The organism is Ruegeria sp. N4 (genome assembly GCF_056531425.1).
In genome coordinates, this window is record NZ_JBQFLT010000002.1 from 1 (window position 1) to 19,514 (window position 19,514).

Consider the following 19,514-nt stretch of genomic DNA (forward strand, 5'->3'; position numbering starts at 1 on the left):
CAGTCGCTGGACAAGCTGCTGCCCATGATCGACTGATCAAACGGGTCGTAATCCAAACGCAAAGGGCGCCAAACCGGCGCCCTTTTTTGCGGTGCGTCGGATGGCCGTTCAGAAACCGATCTGGCCGGTTTCATCGTGAATCACCGCGTCCACGTCGATCTCCACCATCAGACCGGGTTGAGTCAGACCTGCCTGAACGGCGGTCAGGACCGGGTCGATACCCTTGAACACCTCGCCATGCACGCGGGCGAACTCACCTGCCTTTGACAAATCGGTCAGATAGGCCCGCACCCGGCCCACATGGCGCAGCTCGGCCCCCATCTGATTTAGCGCGTCTTCGGTGCGGGACAGGATATAGCGCGTTTGCGCGCCCACATCGCCGGGCGCATGGATGCGGCCCGTGGGTTCGATGGCCGTCGTGCCCGCGACCCAGACAAACGGGCCTATGCGTTTGGCGCGGGAATACGAGGCGACCTCTTCAAACCGTCCGCCGGATTTCCAGATGCGCACCGTCACAGGCCCAGCCTCAGCCGGATGGCATCCGCAGCCGTTTGCAGCGCCGCCTGTTCCGAGGGCGTCAGGCGCAGTTCCTCGACCTCGACCAACCCACCCGCGCCAAGATGGGCGGGCACGCCCAGCACCACGCCATCAATGCCATATTCGCCCTGCAGCATGACCGAGACCGGAACCGGCCCGGTCCGTGCACCCCGGATGTGGTCAATCAACTCGATCGAGGCATGGGCCGGGGCAATCGTCGCGGACCCCGATTTTTTTAGCGCCACAACCTGCCCGCCCCCGGTGATGGCATCCTGCACGCAGGCATCGATCTGTTCGGGGGACAGAAATACATCCAGCGGACGGCCCTTGATGCGGGCGCGGCTGGGGATCGGGGCCATCTCATCGCCATGGCTGCCAAGCGTAAACGCCTCGACGTCCGCAGGCGTGACACCGGCGGCCATCGCCAGTGCGTTGCGGAACCGGCTGCTGTCCAGCGTGCCCGCCATGCCCAGCACCCGTTCGCGCGGAAAGCCCGTGGCGCGCAGCATCTCGACCGTCATTTCGTCCAGCGGGTTGGTGACTACGATCACGATGGCATCGGGGGCGGCGGACCGGATCGCCTCAGCCGCCTGACGGATCACGCGGGCGTTCACGTCGATCAGATCGGCGCGGCTCATGCCCGGACGGCGGGCGCGGCCTGCGGTGACGACGACAACCTCGGCCCCGGCCACCAGATCCAGCGATTCTCCGCCGGTACACCGGGCACGGGCCCCGGTGATGCCGGATGTGTGGTTGAGGTCCAGCGCGGTCGAGGCCGCCAGCCCCGGCGCGATGTCGATCAGCGCAATCTCATCCGCGACATCCGCCATCGCCGCCAGATGCGCGATATTGCCGCCAACGCCCCCGGCCCCCACCAGCGCCAGTTTGCCCAGCCTGCGCGCCTTGCGCGGCGCGCGCGAAGGGGCGACCCATTTGGGTGAGCGGCGATAGAGCACCCGGCGCATTGATACCGCACCATCGGTGCGCGGCGGTTGTGGGCGTTCCAGCGGCCCATCCACCAATGTGATGCCCACCCGTTCCGCCGTTTCGCGGGCCAATGCAGTCACGATGTCACCGGGCAAAACCTCGAACACGATCCTGCCGCGGCGGCGGGCGTCTTCGACCGCGTCCGAACCTATGACGCGCGGGGTGGCCATTAGCCAGCCTGCCCGTCTACGGCCTCAATGGCGCGGGTGGCGGCCTCGACAGCGGTTTTGACCGAGTTTTCCGAACCAGAGATGAACAGACGCCCGAACCGCCCCACCGCACGCACCTCGACAATGTCGATCTCGGCGGCTTTTTCGGCCTCATTCGCGGCGATTGAGATATAGGCGGCGGGCGCGCATTCCACGATACCCAGCGTTTGCCCAGGCACGATCAACGCCCCTTTGCGCCATTTGTTCAGCAATTGCGCCTGATAGGGTTCGACGCTGGTGATGATCTGCGTCGAACTGATTGCGGGCTTCAGCCGGTCCGACATCGACGCGCCCAGTTCCGCCAGCATCGCATCGCGCGCGGCGGACACTTCGGCATTCGAGGGCGAGCGCAGGATGAAAAACCCGAACTCGCGTTCCACCATCTGCGTCGTCGCCTCGACCGAGGATGCCTTGAGCGCCCGGTCGATCAGCGAGAACACCCCGTTGCCCGGCGCAAACTCACCAATCAGCACGGTGTCGCCGGACAAGGGCACCGAGCCCTGCACCGTCGCGCCGTTATAGGCGGCAAATTTAGGTTGCAGGTTGTCGATCTGCATCAGCGCCCGGATGGTGATCTCGCTCATGCGCCATACTCCTCGTAAATGTCGCGCCAGGGTCTGCTTTCGTAGGCGACCCGCTTGATATTGATCAGATGCAGGGCCGTGACATTGTCAGAGGTGATCGAGCCCGACCACGTGCCCGTGCCCAGCATGAAGGATGGTTCCAGATCGGTGGAATAGCCCATGCCCCCCATGATCCCCGGCGTGTTCACCAGCACCCGGCCCGTGGGCACGGTTGAGAACCGGGCCACCACCTCGGGGTCATCGGAATGGATGACCGAGGAATGGCCCCAGCCTTCGAATTTGGCGATGGATTGCGCCAGCTCGATACCGTGATCGGTGGATTTCGCCTCATAAAACGCCAGAACCGGGTTCAGCTTTTCCGCCGAAAGCGGGCGGTGCCAGCCCACTTCAACCTCTTCCGACACCAGACAGCGGGTGCGCGGCGGGATCGAAAATCCGGCGGCATCGGCCAGCGCCTGCGGGCTTTGCCCGACCCGTTCCGGGTCCATCATCTGCGCGCCCTTGAAGATCACTTTGGCCAGCCGGTCGGCCTCGGCCGGGGTGCAGAAATAGGCCCCTTTGAGTTTCAGTTCATGCCGCAGGTCGCGTGCGATTTCGGGGTCGGCGACCACCGCCTGTTCGCTAACGCAGGCGGTGCCATAATCGAAGCTTTTTGAGGTCACGATCATCTCGGCCACTTCGGCCAGAACGCGGGCTTTGGATTTATGCACATAGCAGGGCACATTGCCCGCCCCAACTGCCAGCGTCGGCTTGCCGCTGGAATAGGCGGCCTTGACCATCGCAGGGCCGCCCGTTGCCATCACGACCGAGGTGCGGCGGTGTTTCATCAACTCGGCTGTGCCCTGAATGGTCACCGCATCAAGGCACTGGATCAGCCCCTTGGGCGCACCCATCTGCTCGGCCACGCGGGCCATGATGCGCACGGTTTCGATCCCGCATTTCACGCCGCGCGGATGCGGGGCGCAAACGATGGCATTGCCCGCCTTCACCGCCGACAGCACCTTGTAGATGATGGTCGAGGTTGGGTTCGTAACCGGGATCAGCGCGGCCACCACGCCCATCGGTTCACCAAAGGCGGCGACCTTGGTGGCATCGTCGCGCCAGAGCAGGCCAAGGGTGGTCACGTCCCGCAGATAATCCGCAACCGACAGGGCGTTGAACAGGTTCTTGACCCGCTTGTCGGGCACATTGCCATACCCGGTTTCCTCGACCGCCAGTTGCCCCAGCCGTTCAGCCTCGGGCTCGATGGCGCGGGCCATGGCATCGACGATGGCATCCACCTGCGCCGGGTCGGTGCCCAGAAAGGCGCGGTAGGCCTCGAACGCGGTTTCAGCAGCGCGGCGCGCGGCAGCGATGGAGTTCAGGTCAGCGTCCATCACGCGCCTCCGGTGGCTATGGTGTCAAAGATGCGGCGGGCCTGATCGACGTCGCCTGCAGATACCCCGATCGTTTCCAACCGACGACCTGCGGCGGCCACGTCCGCGCCCAGTATCCGGTCGGACATGGCGATCAGGCTGCTGGTCAGCGGCGTCGGAATGCCTGCCAGTTCCCCGGCCGACACAAGCGGCACCAGCGAGCCCAGCACCCCGTCGCGCATCAAACCGCGCGCGGCCTGCTGATCCGGGATCGGACGCGCACCGGCGCCCCGCTCGGCCCCGGCAAAGGTCGAGACCCAGTCTTCGGTCTGCGGCAGGTTGCGTACACCAAAGGCGGCGGCTATGCGCCGCCTCTCGTCGGCAAGCCCGTGAATCACCGCCATCTGGTCGGCACCGATCAACGCGGCAAAGGTCTGGTTCTCCGCAAGCGGAACACCACCCATCGGCACGGTGGGACCGCCGGTGCCCATCGCCGCACCGCCAAGGATCAGCGCCGGGATCTCAACGGCGGCAGACAGGTCACTGAACCCCGATGCCAGAACCGACTCGACCGGGTGCAGGTTCGGCAGGTAGCGCGACAGCGCGTCCAGGACCTGATCGCGCCCGCGCGGCAAGGTCGCCGCAGCCATCGGTGCGGCCTGCGAAAGCGTCAGGCCCGACCCCTCGGCCCGGTACCAGTAAGGCAAGCCCTGAACTTCGACCAGCGTGACATCGGCGGTGCATCCCCCGATCCGCAGCAGCCAGGCGGTTTCAACCGCACCCAGCGACCGGCCCGGCACCAGAACCAGTATCTGCCCGTCGCTCAGGTGATCGGCCAGCACCATGGCATAGGTACGTTGCTTGTGGATCGGACCGGTCAGGAAAATCGCCTGAGCGTCCCGCACCGCCGCATCCAGTTCCGCCGTGGTGCGCACCGATGGCCCGTCGCGGTCCACCTGATAGGTGCCCACCGGCCCATCGCCCTGAATGCCGATGCCCGAGGATTGGGCCAGCAAGGCCAATTCGGCCCCATATGCCGAAAACAGGGTGACCTCGGCCCCTTCGGCCAGACACAGCGCCGCCAGCAGGCGGGCGTCCGGCCCGCCGCCCAGAACGCAAATACGGTCGAGCCGAGGCGGCTCGGGCGCGTCCCGCGTGGCGCCGCGTGTCACGGCGCGGGTGAAATCCTCGAATCCGGCTGACATGAGACCTCCTCAGACGGGATCAGGCCGTCGATCCGGAACCGAGGCTGTCGATGATCCCCTCAAGCTCGTCATGAGGGCGGGCGATGACGTGGACCGAGACCACTTCGCCGACCTTGTTGGCCGCTGTCGCGCCCGCGTCGGTGGCCGCCTTGACCGCGCCGACCTCGCCGCGCACAAGCGTAGTGACCAGCCCGCCACCGGCCTTGGTCTGGCCCACAATTGCAACGCTGGCCGCTTTGACCATCGCATCCGCCGCTTCGATTGCACCGACCAGACCCCGGGTCTCGATCATGCCAAGGGCCATCTGCCCTGCCACTGGTTTCGCCATTTTCTGTTCCTCCGAAGATAAAAGTTCCGCGTGTTGTGACTCAGGTGATCGAAACGCGATCCACCACTGCGACGATGGCCAGATCGACCGGAGCCGTGGACAGCCCCGCAGCCATGCGCGCCGCCGATCCGGTGACAAGCAGCACCGTGTCGCCGACCCCCGCGCCGCAGGTGTCAACCGCCACGCGCGCCGGGTCGATCAGTTTGCCCTTGCCGTCGACCAGATCGGTCAGCAGCAGTTTCGACCCCACCAGCTTGGCGTCCTTGGCGGTTGCCGTGACAGTTCCTGCGACCTTGCCCAGATGCATCAGAGCGTCCTCAGATAGCGGTCCAGTTCGACCTGCGTGACCTGCTGGTTGAAGAAATCCATCTCACGCTCGGCCTGTTGCACCACCAGTTGCCACTGCATCTCGCCCAGCACATCGCGCAGCCAGTCCGAGCCCTGCGCCAGCGCGATGGCCGTTGGCAGATCGGTCGGGATCGGATCGCCGATACCTTCTTCATAGGCGTTTCCGGGTGTGGGATCGGTGGGGGTCAGCCCCTGTTCGATCCCGTCCAGTCCGGCTGCAATCTCGGCGGCGAGCAGCAGATACGGGTTCGCATCCGCCCCCGCATCGCGCTTTTCGACGCGCACGGCACTGTCGGAGCCTTCGATCACCCGAATGCCCACGGTGCGGTTGTCATAGCCCCAGCTGGTGTTGATCGGGCAGAACGTATAGGGCTGCCGACGCCGATAGCCGTTGACCGTCCCGCCGCCGCAAATCGACATCTCGCACATGCGCTGTTGCAGACCGGCGATGAAGGATTTTCCGGTGTCGTTGATCTTTCCATTGTCGGCAAAGACGTTCACGCCATCCTTCCACAGTGAATAATGCGTGTGGAACCCGTTGCCGGACTGATCGAAAAACGGCTTGGGCATGAAGGTCGCCAGATAGCCATGGGCAATGCCCAACTGGCGGATCAGGGATTTGAACAGAACCACGCGATCCGCCGCCGCGAGGGCTTCGCCATAGCGGATATTCACCTCGATCTGACCGGCTGCGTATTCCGGGTTCGACTGTTCGATGGGAATGCCGCATTCGTTGATCTGCTGGCGGATCGGGCCGACGATATGTTCCATCCGGGCCGCGCGGCCCAGGCCATAGACCTGAATGCCGCTGTCGCGCGGCTGGCCGGTTTCGGGGTCCAGCAGGTAGAACTCCAGCTCGGTGCCCACATTGACCTCGAACCCCATGTCGCGGGCGCGGTCGACCTGACGGACCAGAGCCTGACGGGGATCGATCGGCACCGGCTTGTGATCCATACCCTCGGCGCGGCCAAAACAGACCGCCACGCCGGGTTCCCACGGCACCGGCACGGGCTGCGTCATCGGGAACACATGCATGTCCGGATAGCCATTGTCGAAATTGACATAAGGCGTGTCCCAGACATCGCAGGTCATGTCGATGGCCAGCAACGCAATCGACAGCGCATTGCCGCTTTGACAGACGTGATCCCAATGGCTGGCTGGAATGCGTTTGCCCCGCATGATGCCGTTCAGATCACCCACACCCAGAATGACGGTATGTATGCCCTCGGGCAGTTCAAACCCCGAACTCATTTGCGCGCGCTCCCTGTTTTTGGCTTTATAATTGCTGTATTCTGTATACAGTATTCACAAAGCCAGCCCGGAAACAAGGAAAATCTGCGCCATGTCCAAAAGCTCTGTCATCGTTGTCGGGGGTGGTATTGCCGGGGTCATGACGGCGCTGACCCTGCAACGGCGCGGCGAGGCCGTGACGCTGATCGACCGGTGGGAACCGGGACATTCCCGTGCATCTTCAACGGATTACAACCGGGTGATCCGCGCCATTTCCGGGCGGGACGAGTTCTATACGCGGTGGGCGCGCGAAAGCCGCCTGCGGTGGCTCGAGCTGCAGGCCGAGAGCGGGCAGAACCTGATGTATGAATGCGGCGCGCTGATTCTGGCGACCGGCGGGCATTGCGACTGGGAAGACGCCACAGCCGAAACCTTCGACCGGGTTGGCGTGCCCTATTACAAGTTTGCCCGACAGGACATCGAGGCCCGGTTTCCGCAATTCCGGGTGCCTGATATCGACTATGCCCTGTTCGAGCCCGAGGCCGGGATGCTGATGGCCCATCGCTGTGTGCTGACCGGGCTGGACCTGTTCCGCCGCGCGGGCGGCACCGTGCGGCGCGGCCGCGTCACCACCGACGGGTCCGAGCGTCCGATGCTGGACGGCAAACCGCTTGAGGCCGATCTGATCGTCATCGCCACCGGCCCCTGGATGGCGGATATGTTCCCCAAAACGATCAAGCCGATCTCGACCGTGGTTGGGGTCAATGTCCTGTATACCTCGACCCCCGACGGGTCCGAGGATTTCGACATGAGCCGGATGCCCTGCTGGATCGATCACGGGCAGGGCTCGTTCGGGCTGCCGTCCTCTGAAGGGTCGGGCGTCAAGGCGGCGGTGGTGATCCCGGACAAGATCGATCTGGACAATGACGAACGGCTGATCCGCCGGGAAACGCTGGGCCGCACCCGCAGCTACATCCGCCACCGCCTGCCGGGGCTGGTTGGGCAACGGGTGGTGGATTCCAAGTTCAACCAGATCATCCTGACGCCTGACACCCATTTCATCGTCGACTGGCACCCCGAGCATGACAACGTGCTGTTCGCCGGTGGGTGTTCGGGGCATCTGTTCAAACATGCCCCGGTGTTCGGAGAGTTCGTGGCAGGCGTAGGACTAAAGGATTTCGGCACCGCCGACCGGTTCAGGATCGCGGGACGCAGAAAGCTGAGCCCCAAGGAAAGCCCCAGCGGGCGTTAACCCGGTTAGTCTGGCCTGTAGGTTCCGTGAAACAGATCAACGGCCTGAGACACCGCCAGATCCAGGGGCACGTCGCTGCTGTGCAGATCGGCCAGACCGGCATCAGCTTCATCCCCGGTCAGGAACACATCGCGCCCGCGCTGGAACAGATCGCGCAGCTGGGCGGCCTGGTATTCGGGATGAAACTGCACCGAACGCGCCGGGAAGTCATAATCCAGCGCCCCAACCGGGCAGTGGCTGGCCGACCCGGTCACCCGCGCGGAAGGCGGCACCTTCGTCACTTGGTCCTGATGCCAGACATAGGCGTCCACATGATCGCCGCCATATTCAAAGCGCCGTGCGCCGACGATATTGCCAACCGCCGCCTTCTCGGCTTTGCCGCCATAGACATCAGCCATGATCTGATGCCCGAAACAGATGCCAAAGACCGGCTTTTGCCCGGCTTTGCACTCCACCAAAAACGCCCGCAAGGGCTGCATCCAATCGGTGTCGTCATAGACCCCAAACTCCGAACCTCCGACGATGACGCCATCGAAATCCTCAAGCGCGGGCAGTGGCGCGCCGTCCACCACGTTGGTTGCGGTAAACCGTGCCTCGGGCAGATGTGGCGCAAGCCAGTCGCGGATCTGCTGCGCGGTACGCGGCAGACCCTGCAACAGCGGCAGCGGATGGCCGGTCAGTTCAAGAAGTGCAATCCTCACCAATCAAACGCGCGGTCGATCCCGGCCATCTTGACGCCGGTAAAGGCCGACGCCTCAAAGCTGAGCGCGCGCAGGTCTTCGACCTCCAGATTATGGACCGAGGATTTGCCGCAGGCCTTGGCCAGTGCGGTGATCTCCATCGTCATCGCGGTCAGATAGCGGGCGATGCGCTCGGCCCCGGCATGGGGGTTCATGCGCGCCTCAAGGTCCGGGTCCTGTGTGGCCACACCCACCGGGCAGCGGCCCGTATGGCAGTGGTGACAAGCACCCGGAGAGGTGCCCAAAGCGGTGTAATCCTCAAGATAGCGCGGGCTGTTGCACCCCAGCGCCACCATCGCCGCGTTGCCGATCATCACCGCATCCGCGCCCAAGGCCAGACATTTGGCCGCGTCCACACCCGACCGGATACCACCGGCGGCCACAAGGGACACTTTGCCGGTCATGCCGCACTCGTCCAACGCCTCGCGCGCGGCGCGAATGGCGCTCATGGTCGGGATGCCGGTGTGGTTCAGCAGCAGTTCGGGCGAGGCCCCGGTGCCACCCTCGGCCCCGTCCACCACAACCACATCCGCGCCCGCTTTGGCGGCCACGGCGACGTCGAACCGGGGGCGGGTTGCGCCCATCTTGATGAAGATTGGAACCTGATAATTCGTCGCGATCCGCAATTCCTCGATCTTCACCGCAAGATCGTCAGCCCCAAGGAAATCCGGGTGCCGGATGGTCGAGCGTTGATCGACCCCTTCAGGCAATGTCCGCATCTGGCTGACACGCGGGCTGACCTTCATACCCAGCAGCAGGCCACCGGTTCCCGGCTTGGCCCCCTGCCCCACCACGATCTCCAACGCATCCGCTCGGCGCAGATGGTCCAGATCGACCCCATAGCGGGCGGGCGACATCTGATAGAGCAGACGTTGCGAGGCTTCGCGCTCTTCCTCCAACATGCCGCCTTCGCCGGTGCAGGTCATGGTGCCCACTTTCGAGGCCCCATAACCCAACGACGCCTTGGCCGAGGCCGACAGCGCGCCGAAGGACATGGAGGCGATGTAGATCGGGATTCTCAGCTCCAGCGGACGTTCGACCAATCCGCGTCCGCCCCCCAGAACGGTGGTGGTGTCGCAGCTTTCACGATAGCCTTCCAGCGGCAAGCGAGTCATGGTCGCGGGAACAAATGTCAGGTCGTCAAAGGTCGGCATCCGCTTGTTGAACGTGTTGTATCCGCGCACCTGATACCGGCCCAACTGCGCTAAGGCGTGAACCTCGGATATCGCCTCGGGCGTCCAGCGGGTCGATCCGCCTTCGTCATATGAGGAGGGCACACCCGCCGGGCGGCCCTCGATTGCGCCTGCGTCGCGGAACCGGATTTCTTCCTCGGGGGCGACATCGAATGGATACTCATAGGGTTTACTCAGATCATGAGCCATGCGCTTGCGTCCCTGCTTTCAAAATACCAAAGGCGTTGACCGGAAACCATCTTGCGCCAGTTCCGGGAGCTGTCGACCAGACCGAGCGGGTCGAGGATCGCGTCGACCTCGGCCACTTCCTCGGCGGTCGGTTCAATCACGTTGACATCGACGCCGACGCTGTCGACCTCGCCCGCAACCCAAACCTCACCTTCCCACAAAGCATCAGCGCAGGACTCGCCTGCCCCGCCCAATGCGATGATCCGCCCGGAATGGGCCATGAAGCCCGATTGATAGCCGATCTTGCCCTCAACCACGATATTGCCACCCTTCATGGCAACACCAACACGCGGCCCGGCATCGCCCTTGACGTGGATCGTGCCGCCAATCATCGCCGCCCCGCAGGACATCCCCGCATAACCGCCAACGGTGATGTGGCCCTTGGCCATGCCTTCCCCCACGGCCCAGCCGCAATTGCGTTCGATGGTGATATTGGCCCCGGTATTCAGCCCGCCGCAGTAATACCCAACCGAGCCTTCAAAGGTGATGTCCACATTGTCCGGCAGGCCCACGCCCAGATTGTGCCGGGACAGCGTATCAACCACCCGGATCGGACGGCCTGTGGCACAGGCGGCCATGATGTCCCGGTTCACCTCGCGGATATGGCGCTTGCCAACCTCGATAACGATCTCATCCATCTGTGCTGCCACCTCGCTCATGCCGCCAGGGTCCGGTTGCCGACGCCCCAGATGCCGGTCAGCGAGGGGCCGTCATAGTTGATCACGTCACATTCCTCGGTCATCACCCGGCGCACCGCCTGTTCCTCGGTCGCGGCGGCCAGATCGCCGTTGCGGTTGACGACGACCAGCGGCTTCATCGCAAAGCGATCCTTGGCAAAGCCGATCCCGTCCGGCGTGGCGATCATATAGGTAAAAACCCCGTCGATCGAGGTGATCGACTTTTTCAGCGCCTGCTCCATCGTCAGGCCCGCTTTCATCTGGTCGCTGACCCAGACCGCGATCAACTCGCTGTCATTCTCGGTCAGGAACCGATAGCCCGCGCGGGTCAGCCGGTCGCGCCATGTGAAATAGTCGGTGATCTGCCCGTTATGGACAATCGCCACATCCGAGAATGGGCGTGCCCAGAACGGGTGCGAAGCATTGGGCAGAACCGAGCTTTCCGTCGCCAGTCGCGCATGGCCCAGCCCATGAGTGCCGATCATGTCGCGCACGCCGTGCTTTTCGGCCACTGCCTCAGCACCACCGATATCCTTGATGATCTCAAGGCTGCGGCCACAGGACTGGACCTCGATCCGGTCGGTCAGTTCATCGGCATCTGCGACCCAGGCCTGCAGGTTCGACGGGTCCGAGATCTCGATCCGAAAACAGTAGTGGCGGTTTTCATCCGTCACGATCCGGGGGTCGGACAGAAAGCTGCTGCCATGTTCACGCAGAACGGATTCAAATGCGGTCAGGTCCGCATCCTGCCGGGATTTGTCAAACCCCATGCCGCGCAGGACATACCCGGTCTCGCGTGGCACGCCATAGACAGCAAACCCGGTGCTGTCCGCGCCCCGGTGTTCCTGCGCATCCATCAGGTCAACCAGATCCGCACCAACCTTGCCGGGCGCGGCCAGTATCCTGCCAGCTATTCCACACATGAAGAGCTCCCTGTTCAATCGCGTCTGTATACTGTATACAGTACACGAGTAATAGCAACCCTATTCGCCTTGGCACCTGTTGGATTTTTGAATACAGAATTCAAAAGACAGAAAGAGAGGCTGCGAGTGGCTCTGAAACAAATAAAGACACAACGCCGACGGCTGGCGGATGAGGTCTACGATCAACTGGTCGAAGCGATCATGAGTCGCGAGATCACGACCGAGGACCGGCTGGTGCAGGAAAAACTGGCCGCCGAACTGAACATCAGCCGCACCCCCGTGCGCGAGGCCTTGATGCGGCTGGAAACCGAAGGCGTGCTTGAGGTTGCGGCCAGCGGCGGTTTTCGTCTCGCCCAGATGGATCGGAACGAGGTCCGGCAACTGTATCAGGCGCGGGCCGCAATCGAAGGGCAGGCAGCTCGAATTCTGGCCGTTCACGCCGAACCGGACGTGCTGAACCGACTGCGAGATTTAATCCGCCGCGAAGAGGATCTGACAGACCCGTCCACCCGCGACTATTTCATCGCCAACCGCCGTATCCACCGGGCCTTCATGGTCGAGGCGGGCAACAAGTTCCTGTTGGACATGTTCGACATGATCTGGGGCAAGGCGATGGCGTTTCATCTGTTTTCGGCCATTGAAAACGTCGATATTTCAAAGTCCCTGGGAAACCATCTGATGCTGGTCGACGCCATTGCTTCGGGTGACGCGACCGAAGCGCTTGAAACCTTTACCGCACATATTCAGGCCGGTTTTGATCTGCAGATCGAAGGGCTAAAGGAAGAACACAAAAGTTAAAGCCGGTGACGGGCAGTCCAGACGGCCAGCCCGTCCGTGGATGACGCGACGATACAAATGCAAAGCAGGGGCCTCCGTGTCATCGTTTGTCAGAAATGACAGAAATGAACGTGAGCGCCATGACCACATCCGCATCAATGAGCCACCTGCCCACGCATGAGGTGCAAAACCAGCCCGTCCCCCGCGATGGTTTTGATCTTTGGGCCACCGACCCGATCCTGCGCGATCACATCGGGCTGAGTCAGGCCGATACCGCCGCGCTGGCCGATATGGGTGCCCGACTGGGCAGCGCCGAGATGCGCGAAGCCGGGCGTGAGGCCAACCGGGTCGAGCCCAAACTGATCAGCTTTGACCGCTCGGGCCGCAGGCTGGACGAGGTGCGGTTTCACCCCGGCTATCACAAGATCATGGATCTGGCGTTTACCTCGGGCATTGCCGCAGCGGCCTGGGACGGGGCCAGGGGTGGGCACACTCACTACATGGCGGGCATGTATATGCTCAGCCAGGTTGAACCGGGAACAAGCTGCCCGGTGACGATGACCTATGCCGCCACGCCCTCGCTGATGGCCGCGCCCGAGCTGGAGCGGATCTGGCGGCCCAAGCTGACCGCGCGGGCCTATGACACGGACATGAAACCGGTACAGCAAAAACGCGCCGCCACCCTTGGCATGGCGATGACCGAGAAACAGGGCGGCTCGGATGTGCGGGCCAACACCACCGTGGCCACGCCCGATGGTGACGCCTATCGGCTGCGCGGGCATAAATGGTTCTGTTCGGCCCCCATGTCCGACGGCTTCCTGACGCTGGCGCAGGCCCCCGGCGGGCTGACCTGTTTTCTGGTGCCCCGCTGGCTTGAGGGCGAGCGCAATTCGCTGCATGTGATGCGCCTTAAAGAGAAGCTGGGCAACAAGGCCAATGCCTCGTCCGAGATCGAATATCACGACACGCTGGCCTATCGCGTGGGTGATGAGGGGCGCGGCGTGCCCACCATCATCGAAATGGTGCAACACACCCGTCTGGGTACCGCCATGGCGCCTGCCGGTTTGATGCGCGGCGCGCTGGCCGAGGCGAAATGGTGGGTCGAAGGACGCTCGACCTTTCAGCGCCGCCTGATCGACCAGCCGATGATGCGGTCGGTTCTGGCCGATCTGACGCTGGATTTCGAAGGCACAACCGCGCTGGCCCTGCACATCGCACGCGCCTTTGACAGCGGCTCGGCAGATGACATGGCCTATGCCCGTATCGCGGTCGCGCTTTCCAAGTTTCTGGGCAACAAGCTTGCGCCAACGATCGTCTATGAAGCGATGGAGTGTCTGGGCGGGGTCGGATACACCGACGACACGCCCCTGCCCTTGCTGTTCCGTGAAACGCCGCTCAATTCGATTTGGGAAGGGTCCGGCAATGTGATCTGTCTGGACGTGTTGCGCGCCCTGACGCGCGAACCGGAAAGCGGTGAGGCACTGCGCGCGGATCTGGACAAGGCGCGCGGGGCCAACACCGCCTTTGACGCTGCACTTGATCAGCATTTTGCCCGCTGGCCTGCCCTTCCGGCAGAAGCGGAGGCCCGGTGGTTTGCCGAAAGCCTGGCCACGCTGATGACTGCGTCGGTGCTGCTGCGTCATTCACCCGCCGCAATGTCGGATGCCTATGTCGCAACCCGCCTGAACCCGGAAGGGCGCGGCCGGATCTACGGGGCCGTCAGCGGCATGGACACCAGCGCCATTCTTGAGCGGCTGGGGTAACCCCCAATAACCAACCGGTCCAGCCGTGCGCCGCGCGGCTGGGTAGCTTGCCTGATGCCTGAAGGCTACCCATACATGCGCAAGACTTAGCTGTGCCCTTCCCAACCTGACCTGAACTCATCAGCGCCAGGATACCCCCCGTTGCACCCCTGAATGACGCAATCGACAAACAGCTCAACTGCGCGCCGTTGCAGGTTGGACGCCCGCGTCGCCAGAAAAAAGGTCGAGGTCCAGTGCAACCGGTCAGGGGCCAGCGCCTTTAGGTTCTTCTTACGGCCCATGCTCTCGGCGTAATGAACCGGCAAAGGGCCCAGATAGGCTCCGGTCTCGATCAGCGTCGCCATCGCCTCCATGTTTGCCACAACGGCCTTGGGATCGCTGGGTTGAAGTTCGGGCGGCATCAGCGCGCTGTACGAGCGCTGGCAAATCTCGAAACGTGACGCGACACTTAGGTCAATATCCTCGTCCGGCCAGTCGAACAGCGGATGACCCCGACCGCAATACAGCCGGTGCTCCTCATCACACAGTTTGGTATAGCGCAATTCGGGTACCTGGCTTCGGAACGGCGCAATGGCCACGTGCACATCGCCCGAGATCAGCCTTTGCGTCAATTCGGTCGGTGAGGCCACCACCATTTCCAGCCTGACCTCATTCGGGCGGTCCAGGAATTGTTGCAGGGACCGGGTCAGGTGCAGATCGGTCAGGGTATTTATCGCGTCTACGATGCCGATCCGCAGATCGCCTGTGACGGCATCCCGAAGCTCCAGCAATTCGGCATCGAAATCCCGGATATTGCGCAGGATCTCACCAGCCTTGCGATAGGCGATCTCACCCCGCTCGGTCAGGCGAAACCCACCGCGCCCACGTTCGCAGATCCGGTACCCCAACGCCTCTTCCAGATCACGGATTCGGATGCTGATCGCGGATTGGGTGATGCCCAAAGCGTATTGCGCATCCGTGAAGCCACCGCATTCCACGACGGTCACGAAAGTTTCCAGCAGTGTATTTCTGAACAGTTTCAACGGCGTCAGCTCTGGCAAGTTGTGCCGCTTACTTACACAACTTTTATTTATGTGAACATAAGCAATGTGATATTTTTTCGTGTAATGATCTGTGCTGTGCTTCTTCCCAACAAGACCCCCAAAAGGATAAAAGGGAGGACCCCCGCATGACCTTCACTCTACGACAAATGCGCACGACCGCAGCCGCCGCCCTGCTTGGCCTTGCCCCATTCACCGCCTTGGCTGAGGACTGGAAATTCGCCATCGAGGAAATTCCGGGCTCGATCATGGATGCCTACGCGCAAGAGTTCAAATCGCGCATCGAGGCCGCAACCGACGGCGAAGTCACCGTCACTGTCTTTCCGATGGGTACGCTGGGCACGCCCACCGAAACCGTGGAACAGGCCGCTGATGGCGTGATCCAGTTCACCAACGTCTCGATCGGCAACCTGGGTACTGTTGTGCCGGAAAGCCAGGTGTTCCTGCTGCCCTATCTGCTGCCCTCCGACCCGGCAGCGATTTCAGAGGTGCTGAGCAGCTCGGAAACCATCTATGGTCCGCTGAATGACGATTTCCGCAAGCGCGGTCTGGAAGTTCTGACCATGTACTCCGAAGGTCCTCAGGTCTGGACCACCAACCGTGAAATCCGCACCCCCGAGGATTTCGATAACTTCAAAATGCGTGTGATGGTCTCGCCTATTCTGGTCGAAACCTACAACAACATGGGCGCCAGCCCGACCCCGCTGCCGTTCGGCGAAGTGTTCGGCGCGCTGCAACTGGGTGCCATCGACGGTCAGGTCAACCCGATCCCGACCATCGAAGAGATGAAGTTCTACGAGGTTACCAGCCACCTGATCTGGGCTGGCGAGCAGGAACTGGTCACCACCGTTGTCGCCGGGTCCGACTGGTTCGAAACCCTGACCCCCGACCGTCAGCAACTTGTGCGCGACACCATGGCCGACATGACCGGCTTTATCGACGGCGTTGTCACCGATTTCAACCAGCAGCGTCTGGACATTATCAAGGAAGCCAAGCCCGATATCGGTCTGGTCGTCCTGAGCGAAGAAGAGCGTGACGCCTTCCGCGCACGCAGCACCGGCACATCGGCAGCCTATGTCGAGACCGTAGGCCCCCGCGGTCAGGAATTGCTGGACGCCCTGCAGGCCGAACTGGCCGGAAATTAACCACTCCCCCACCACTCACTCCAAACTTCCTCACGCGCTCTGCGCGTGAGGCTTTCTAAAAAGGGGGGACACCATGGAAAACGGGACTGCCACTCCTTTCGGCATTTTGGGAAAGGTCGACGCCGTCATAGGCCGGATCGAAGTCTGGATCCTGGGCTGGGGTGTTATTCTGATGGCCGTCAACACAATCGCCAATGTCTTTGGCCGCTATGTGTTCAACCAATCCATCTATTTTTCCGAAGAATTGAATGAGTTCCTGATCGTGATCGTCACCTTCATGGGGCTGGGCTATGCCACCCGCAAAGGCATCCATATCCGCATGTCGGCGATCTATGACGCGCTGCCGATCAAGATTCGCAAGGGCCTGATGGTCGTCATCGCCGCCACCACCGCCGTCGTCATGGCTGTTCTGGCCTGGTACGCGCTGGAATACGTGCAGAAAGTCGCCTCGCGCGGGCGGATCACCCCGGCGCTGCAACTGCCGCTTTATCTGACGTATGTCTGGGTGGTGATCGGTCTGGCGCTGGCCTCGTTCCAGTATCTGCTCACCGCGATCCGGAACCTGAATTTCGCCGAGGAAGATGTCTACGTCTCATACCTCGAAATTGACAGCTACGAAGACCCCGAAACCGCAGCCGCCATCAAGAAATTCGAGGAGGCCGACAAATGACCGAGTTGATGCTGGCCGTCATGATCGTCCTGCTGCTGGCGGGCTTTCCGATGAAAATGCCGCTGATCTCGGCTGCGGTGCTGGGGTTTGTGGTTTATTTCCCCACAATGAACATGCAGATCCTGATCCAGCAGATGATCGGAGGGGTCAAACCCGCCGCGCTGATCGCGGTGCCGATGTTCATTCTGGCCGCCGACATCATCACGCGCGGCCATTCCGCCAACCGTCTGATCGACCTTGTCATGAGTTTCATGGGCCATATCAAGGGTGGTCTGGCCATATCTGTCACCTCGGCCTGCGCCCTGTTCGGCGCAGTCTGCGGCTCGACCCAGGCGACCGTTGTGGCCATTGGTGGCGCGATGCGGCCCCGGATGCTGAAATCGGGCTATAGCGACAGTTTCTCGATCGGTCTGATCGTGAACGCCGCCGACCTTGCCTATCTGATCCCACCATCCATCGGCATGATCATCTATGGCGTGGTCTCGGGCACCTCGATCTCGCAATTGTTCATTGCGGGCATCCTGCCGGGGCTGCTGATCGTGGTGCTGTTTTCGGCCTATTGCATGTTCTACGCTTATCGCCATGACATCCCCGTGCTGCCGCGCGAGGGCTGGGGCACGCGTTTCACTGCCCTGCGCAGGGCGCTGTGGCCCATGGGCTTCCCGGCCATCATCGTCGGCGGCATCTATGGCGGCGTGTTCTCCCCCACCGAGGCGGCGGCGATCTGCGTGCTTTATGCGGTGATCCTTGAGGTCGTGATCTTCCGCTCGATCAAGGTAAAAGACCTGTTCGACATCGCGTTGTCCACCGGGGCCATCACCTCGGTCGTGTTCATCCTGATCGCGGCGGGTGCGGCGTTCAGCTGGACGCTGAGCTTTGCGCAGGTGCCGCAGACCATCATCGCCGCGCTGGGTCTGGAAAGCGCCAGCCCGCTGATGGTGCTGCTGGCGATCAACGTGGCCTTCTTTGTGGGCTGCATGTTCGTGGACTCGATTGTGGTGATCCTGATCCTGGTCCCGATCTTTGCCCCGATGATCAAGTCCAGCGGGCTGGATCCGGTGCTGGTCGGCGTGCTGATCACGCTGCAGGTCGCCATCGGCGCGGCCACGCCGCCCTTCGGCTGCAACCTGTTCACGGCCATCGCCGTGTTCCGCCGCCCGTTCATCGAAGTGGTCCGCGGCGTGCCCCCGTTCCTGATCATTTTGTTGATTGTGACAGGGTTGCTGATAGCTTTTCCCCAAATCGCGCTGTTCCTTCCGGAATTGGCCTATCGTTAAACCATAAGAAACGGAGAAATCATGTCGGGACATGGTTATGAATCTGGTCGTCTGAACCTGCCTTTTGTCGGCATTTCGACCTTTGGCAAGAAACCCTATGTCGAAAACTGGGACGAGATCGACGCCGATGTGGCGATCCTGGGCGCGCCGTTTGATTTCGGCTGTCAGTTCCGCTCGGGCGCGCGGTTTGGCCCGCGCTCGGTGCGTGAGGCATCGACCCTGTTCAGCTTTGGCCATGCAGGCGCTTATGACCACGAGGATGACGCCACCTATCTGGGCGAAGACGTGCGCATCGTCGATCTGGGCGACGCCGACATCATCCACACCAAGACCGAGGAAAGCCACGCCAATATCGAATATGGCGTCAAGAAAATCCTCGACGCGGGCGCGATCCCGGTCACCATCGGTGGCGACCATTCGGTCAACATCCCCTGCATCAACGCCTATGCCGAGGATTGCGAAAAGAACGGCCCGATCCACGTGATCCAGATCGACGCGCATCTGGACTTTGTCGATGAGCGCCACGGCGTCACCATCGGCCACGGCAACCCGATGCGCCGCGCCATCGAAAAGGATTACGTCTCGGGCATGACCCAACTGGGCATCCGCAACGTGTCCTCGACCGCGAAAGAGGGGTATGACGACGCCCGCGCCCGCGGCTCGGACATTCTGTCGGTGCGTCAGGTGCGCAAGCTGGGCACCGAGGGCGTGCTGGACCGCATCCCCGAAGGTGTACGGTATTACGTCACCATCGACATCGACGCCTTCTGCCCCTCAATCGCGCCGGGCACCGGCACGCCCAGCCATGGCGGGTTCCAGTATTACGACGTTCTGGAAATTCTGCAGGGCCTCAGCAAACGCGGTGACGTGGTGGGCATCGACCTGGTCGAAGTTGCGCCCGCCTATGACCCCAGCGAAAGCACGCAGATTCTGGCGGCACAATTGCTGCTGAATTTCATCGGGTTCATCTTCCACAACAAGTAAGACGCACTGATACGAAAAACGACAGGCCCGCCAGATCACTGGCGGGCCTTTTTCTTGGACCA

General features: G+C 62.3%; 20 protein-coding genes. 7 read left to right on the plus strand and 13 right to left on the minus strand.

The genetic code is table 11. From position 1 onward, the window contains the following. Window positions 1–108: 108 nt before the first annotated feature. Genes ACR0LW_RS04930 through ACR0LW_RS04965 form a run of 8 tightly spaced genes read right to left on the minus strand, consistent with a single transcriptional unit; the run spans window position 109 to window position 6,804 of the window. Complete coding sequence (locus tag ACR0LW_RS04930; protein ID WP_480881759.1) at window positions 109–516, minus strand: Rid family hydrolase; 408 nt, start codon at window positions 514–516, stop codon at window positions 109–111. Beyond that, window positions 513–1,694, minus strand: coding sequence for a malate dehydrogenase (locus tag ACR0LW_RS04935; protein WP_480881760.1), 1,182 nt, complete (start codon window positions 1,692–1,694; stop codon window positions 513–515). Before ACR0LW_RS04935 ends, ACR0LW_RS04930 begins: the two co-directional genes overlap by 4 nt. Beyond that, window positions 1,694–2,317, minus strand: coding sequence for a BMC domain-containing protein (locus ACR0LW_RS04940; RefSeq protein ID WP_170611731.1), 624 nt, complete (start codon window positions 2,315–2,317; stop codon window positions 1,694–1,696). Before ACR0LW_RS04940 ends, ACR0LW_RS04935 begins: the two co-directional genes overlap by 1 nt. After that, entirely contained in the window at window positions 2,314–3,693 is a 1,380-nt protein-coding gene (locus ACR0LW_RS04945) for an aldehyde dehydrogenase family protein (RefSeq protein WP_480881761.1), read from the minus strand. Before ACR0LW_RS04945 ends, ACR0LW_RS04940 begins: the two co-directional genes overlap by 4 nt. Next, window positions 3,693–4,877: a hypothetical protein gene (locus tag ACR0LW_RS04950; RefSeq protein WP_480881762.1), complete on the minus strand. Its 1,185-nt coding sequence runs from the start codon at window positions 4,875–4,877 to the stop codon at window positions 3,693–3,695. The genes ACR0LW_RS04945 and ACR0LW_RS04950 overlap by 1 nt, the downstream gene beginning before the upstream one ends. A gap of 19 nt (window positions 4,878–4,896) precedes the next feature. After that, a complete protein-coding gene (locus tag ACR0LW_RS04955; RefSeq protein WP_170630867.1) occupies window positions 4,897–5,205 on the minus strand; it encodes a BMC domain-containing protein in 309 nt (102 codons plus the stop codon). Window positions 5,206–5,245: 40 nt separating this feature from the next. Next, window positions 5,246–5,512 (minus strand): EutN/CcmL family microcompartment protein, encoded by a 267-nt coding sequence (locus ACR0LW_RS04960; protein WP_170630865.1) that lies wholly within the window; start codon window positions 5,510–5,512, stop codon window positions 5,246–5,248. Next, window positions 5,512–6,804, minus strand: coding sequence for a glutamine synthetase family protein (locus ACR0LW_RS04965; protein WP_480881763.1), 1,293 nt, complete (start codon window positions 6,802–6,804; stop codon window positions 5,512–5,514). The genes ACR0LW_RS04960 and ACR0LW_RS04965 overlap by 1 nt, the downstream gene beginning before the upstream one ends. A gap of 91 nt (window positions 6,805–6,895) precedes the next feature. Between ACR0LW_RS04965 and ACR0LW_RS04970 the strand changes: the two genes are divergently transcribed. Then, window positions 6,896–8,035 carry an FAD-dependent oxidoreductase gene (locus ACR0LW_RS04970; RefSeq protein ID WP_480881764.1) on the plus strand — a complete coding sequence of 380 codons (1,140 nt, stop codon included), beginning with the start codon at window positions 6,896–6,898 and terminating at the stop codon, window positions 8,033–8,035. Window positions 8,036–8,040: 5 nt separating this feature from the next. Here the strand turns inward: ACR0LW_RS04970 and ACR0LW_RS04975 are convergent, their stop codons facing one another. Genes ACR0LW_RS04975 through ACR0LW_RS04990 form a run of 4 tightly spaced genes read right to left on the minus strand, consistent with a single transcriptional unit; the run spans window position 8,041 to window position 11,796 of the window. Further along, window positions 8,041–8,736: a type 1 glutamine amidotransferase gene (locus ACR0LW_RS04975; protein ID WP_480881765.1), complete on the minus strand. Its 696-nt coding sequence runs from the start codon at window positions 8,734–8,736 to the stop codon at window positions 8,041–8,043. Further along, the gene (locus ACR0LW_RS04980; protein WP_480881766.1) at window positions 8,733–10,157 is read right to left on the minus strand and encodes an FMN-binding glutamate synthase family protein; all 1,425 of its coding nucleotides are present in this window, start codon (window positions 10,155–10,157) and stop codon (window positions 8,733–8,735) included. The genes ACR0LW_RS04975 and ACR0LW_RS04980 overlap by 4 nt, the downstream gene beginning before the upstream one ends. After that, window positions 10,142–10,855: a GltB/FmdC/FwdC-like GXGXG domain-containing protein gene (locus ACR0LW_RS04985; RefSeq protein ID WP_480881767.1), complete on the minus strand. Its 714-nt coding sequence runs from the start codon at window positions 10,853–10,855 to the stop codon at window positions 10,142–10,144. Before ACR0LW_RS04985 ends, ACR0LW_RS04980 begins: the two co-directional genes overlap by 16 nt. After that, the gene (locus ACR0LW_RS04990) at window positions 10,852–11,796 is read right to left on the minus strand and encodes a class II glutamine amidotransferase domain-containing protein (RefSeq protein WP_170622402.1); all 945 of its coding nucleotides are present in this window, start codon (window positions 11,794–11,796) and stop codon (window positions 10,852–10,854) included. The genes ACR0LW_RS04985 and ACR0LW_RS04990 overlap by 4 nt, the downstream gene beginning before the upstream one ends. A gap of 126 nt (window positions 11,797–11,922) precedes the next feature. Between ACR0LW_RS04990 and ACR0LW_RS04995 the strand changes: the two genes are divergently transcribed. Both ACR0LW_RS04995 and ACR0LW_RS05000 read left to right on the plus strand, forming a co-directional pair. After that, window positions 11,923–12,594 (plus strand): GntR family transcriptional regulator, encoded by a 672-nt coding sequence (locus tag ACR0LW_RS04995; RefSeq protein WP_480881768.1) that lies wholly within the window; start codon window positions 11,923–11,925, stop codon window positions 12,592–12,594. 95 nt (window positions 12,595–12,689) lie between these two features. Further along, the gene (locus tag ACR0LW_RS05000; protein ID WP_480881769.1) at window positions 12,690–14,336 is read left to right on the plus strand and encodes an acyl-CoA dehydrogenase family protein; all 1,647 of its coding nucleotides are present in this window, start codon (window positions 12,690–12,692) and stop codon (window positions 14,334–14,336) included. Window positions 14,337–14,422: 86 nt separating this feature from the next. On the opposite strand, the gene ACR0LW_RS05005 is transcribed toward ACR0LW_RS05000, so the two are convergent. Beyond that, the gene (locus ACR0LW_RS05005) at window positions 14,423–15,358 is read right to left on the minus strand and encodes a LysR family transcriptional regulator (RefSeq protein WP_480881770.1); all 936 of its coding nucleotides are present in this window, start codon (window positions 15,356–15,358) and stop codon (window positions 14,423–14,425) included. A gap of 146 nt (window positions 15,359–15,504) precedes the next feature. Between ACR0LW_RS05005 and ACR0LW_RS05010 the strand changes: the two genes are divergently transcribed. The 4 genes from ACR0LW_RS05010 to speB all read left to right on the plus strand — a co-directional run bounded on the left by ACR0LW_RS05010 (window position 15,505) and on the right by speB (window position 19,452). Continuing rightward, a complete protein-coding gene (locus ACR0LW_RS05010) occupies window positions 15,505–16,521 on the plus strand; it encodes a TRAP transporter substrate-binding protein (protein WP_480881771.1) in 1,017 nt (338 codons plus the stop codon). A gap of 73 nt (window positions 16,522–16,594) precedes the next feature. After that, a complete protein-coding gene (locus ACR0LW_RS05015; protein WP_480881772.1) occupies window positions 16,595–17,191 on the plus strand; it encodes a TRAP transporter small permease in 597 nt (198 codons plus the stop codon). Continuing rightward, window positions 17,188–18,468 (plus strand): TRAP transporter large permease, encoded by a 1,281-nt coding sequence (locus ACR0LW_RS05020; protein ID WP_480881773.1) that lies wholly within the window; start codon window positions 17,188–17,190, stop codon window positions 18,466–18,468. The genes ACR0LW_RS05015 and ACR0LW_RS05020 overlap by 4 nt, the downstream gene beginning before the upstream one ends. Before the next feature lie 21 nt (window positions 18,469–18,489). Continuing rightward, window positions 18,490–19,452, plus strand: a complete 963-nt coding sequence (gene speB, locus ACR0LW_RS05025) for an agmatinase (protein ID WP_480584453.1) — start codon at window positions 18,490–18,492, stop codon at window positions 19,450–19,452. Window positions 19,453–19,514 lie beyond the last annotated feature (62 nt).

What these genes read in the sequence shown, in the direction of transcription:
- ACR0LW_RS04935 (WP_480881760.1), bottom strand. Translation starts at nt 1,694, where the DNA reads ATGGCCACCCCGCGCGTCATAGGTTCGGACGCGGTCGAAGACGCCCGC.
- ACR0LW_RS04940 (WP_170611731.1), bottom strand. Translation starts at nt 2,317, where the DNA reads ATGAGCGAGATCACCATCCGGGCGCTGATGCAGATCGACAACCTGCAA.
- ACR0LW_RS04945 (WP_480881761.1), bottom strand. Translation starts at nt 3,693, where the DNA reads ATGGACGCTGACCTGAACTCCATCGCTGCCGCGCGCCGCGCTGCTGAA.
- ACR0LW_RS04950 (WP_480881762.1), bottom strand. Translation starts at nt 4,877, where the DNA reads ATGTCAGCCGGATTCGAGGATTTCACCCGCGCCGTGACACGCGGCGCC.
- ACR0LW_RS04955 (WP_170630867.1), bottom strand. Translation starts at nt 5,205, where the DNA reads ATGGCGAAACCAGTGGCAGGGCAGATGGCCCTTGGCATGATCGAGACC.
- ACR0LW_RS04960 (WP_170630865.1), bottom strand. Translation starts at nt 5,512, where the DNA reads ATGCATCTGGGCAAGGTCGCAGGAACTGTCACGGCAACCGCCAAGGAC.
- ACR0LW_RS04965 (WP_480881763.1), bottom strand. Translation starts at nt 6,804, where the DNA reads ATGAGTTCGGGGTTTGAACTGCCCGAGGGCATACATACCGTCATTCTG.
- ACR0LW_RS04970 (WP_480881764.1), top strand. Translation starts at nt 6,896, where the DNA reads ATGTCCAAAAGCTCTGTCATCGTTGTCGGGGGTGGTATTGCCGGGGTC.
- ACR0LW_RS04980 (WP_480881766.1), bottom strand. Translation starts at nt 10,157, where the DNA reads ATGGCTCATGATCTGAGTAAACCCTATGAGTATCCATTCGATGTCGCC.
- ACR0LW_RS04985 (WP_480881767.1), bottom strand. Translation starts at nt 10,855, where the DNA reads ATGAGCGAGGTGGCAGCACAGATGGATGAGATCGTTATCGAGGTTGGC.
- ACR0LW_RS04990 (WP_170622402.1), bottom strand. Translation starts at nt 11,796, where the DNA reads ATGTGTGGAATAGCTGGCAGGATACTGGCCGCGCCCGGCAAGGTTGGT.
- ACR0LW_RS05000 (WP_480881769.1), top strand. Translation starts at nt 12,690, where the DNA reads ATGACAGAAATGAACGTGAGCGCCATGACCACATCCGCATCAATGAGC.
- ACR0LW_RS05010 (WP_480881771.1), top strand. Translation starts at nt 15,505, where the DNA reads ATGACCTTCACTCTACGACAAATGCGCACGACCGCAGCCGCCGCCCTG.
- ACR0LW_RS05015 (WP_480881772.1), top strand. Translation starts at nt 16,595, where the DNA reads ATGGAAAACGGGACTGCCACTCCTTTCGGCATTTTGGGAAAGGTCGAC.
- ACR0LW_RS05020 (WP_480881773.1), top strand. Translation starts at nt 17,188, where the DNA reads ATGACCGAGTTGATGCTGGCCGTCATGATCGTCCTGCTGCTGGCGGGC.
- speB (WP_480584453.1), top strand. Translation starts at nt 18,490, where the DNA reads ATGTCGGGACATGGTTATGAATCTGGTCGTCTGAACCTGCCTTTTGTC.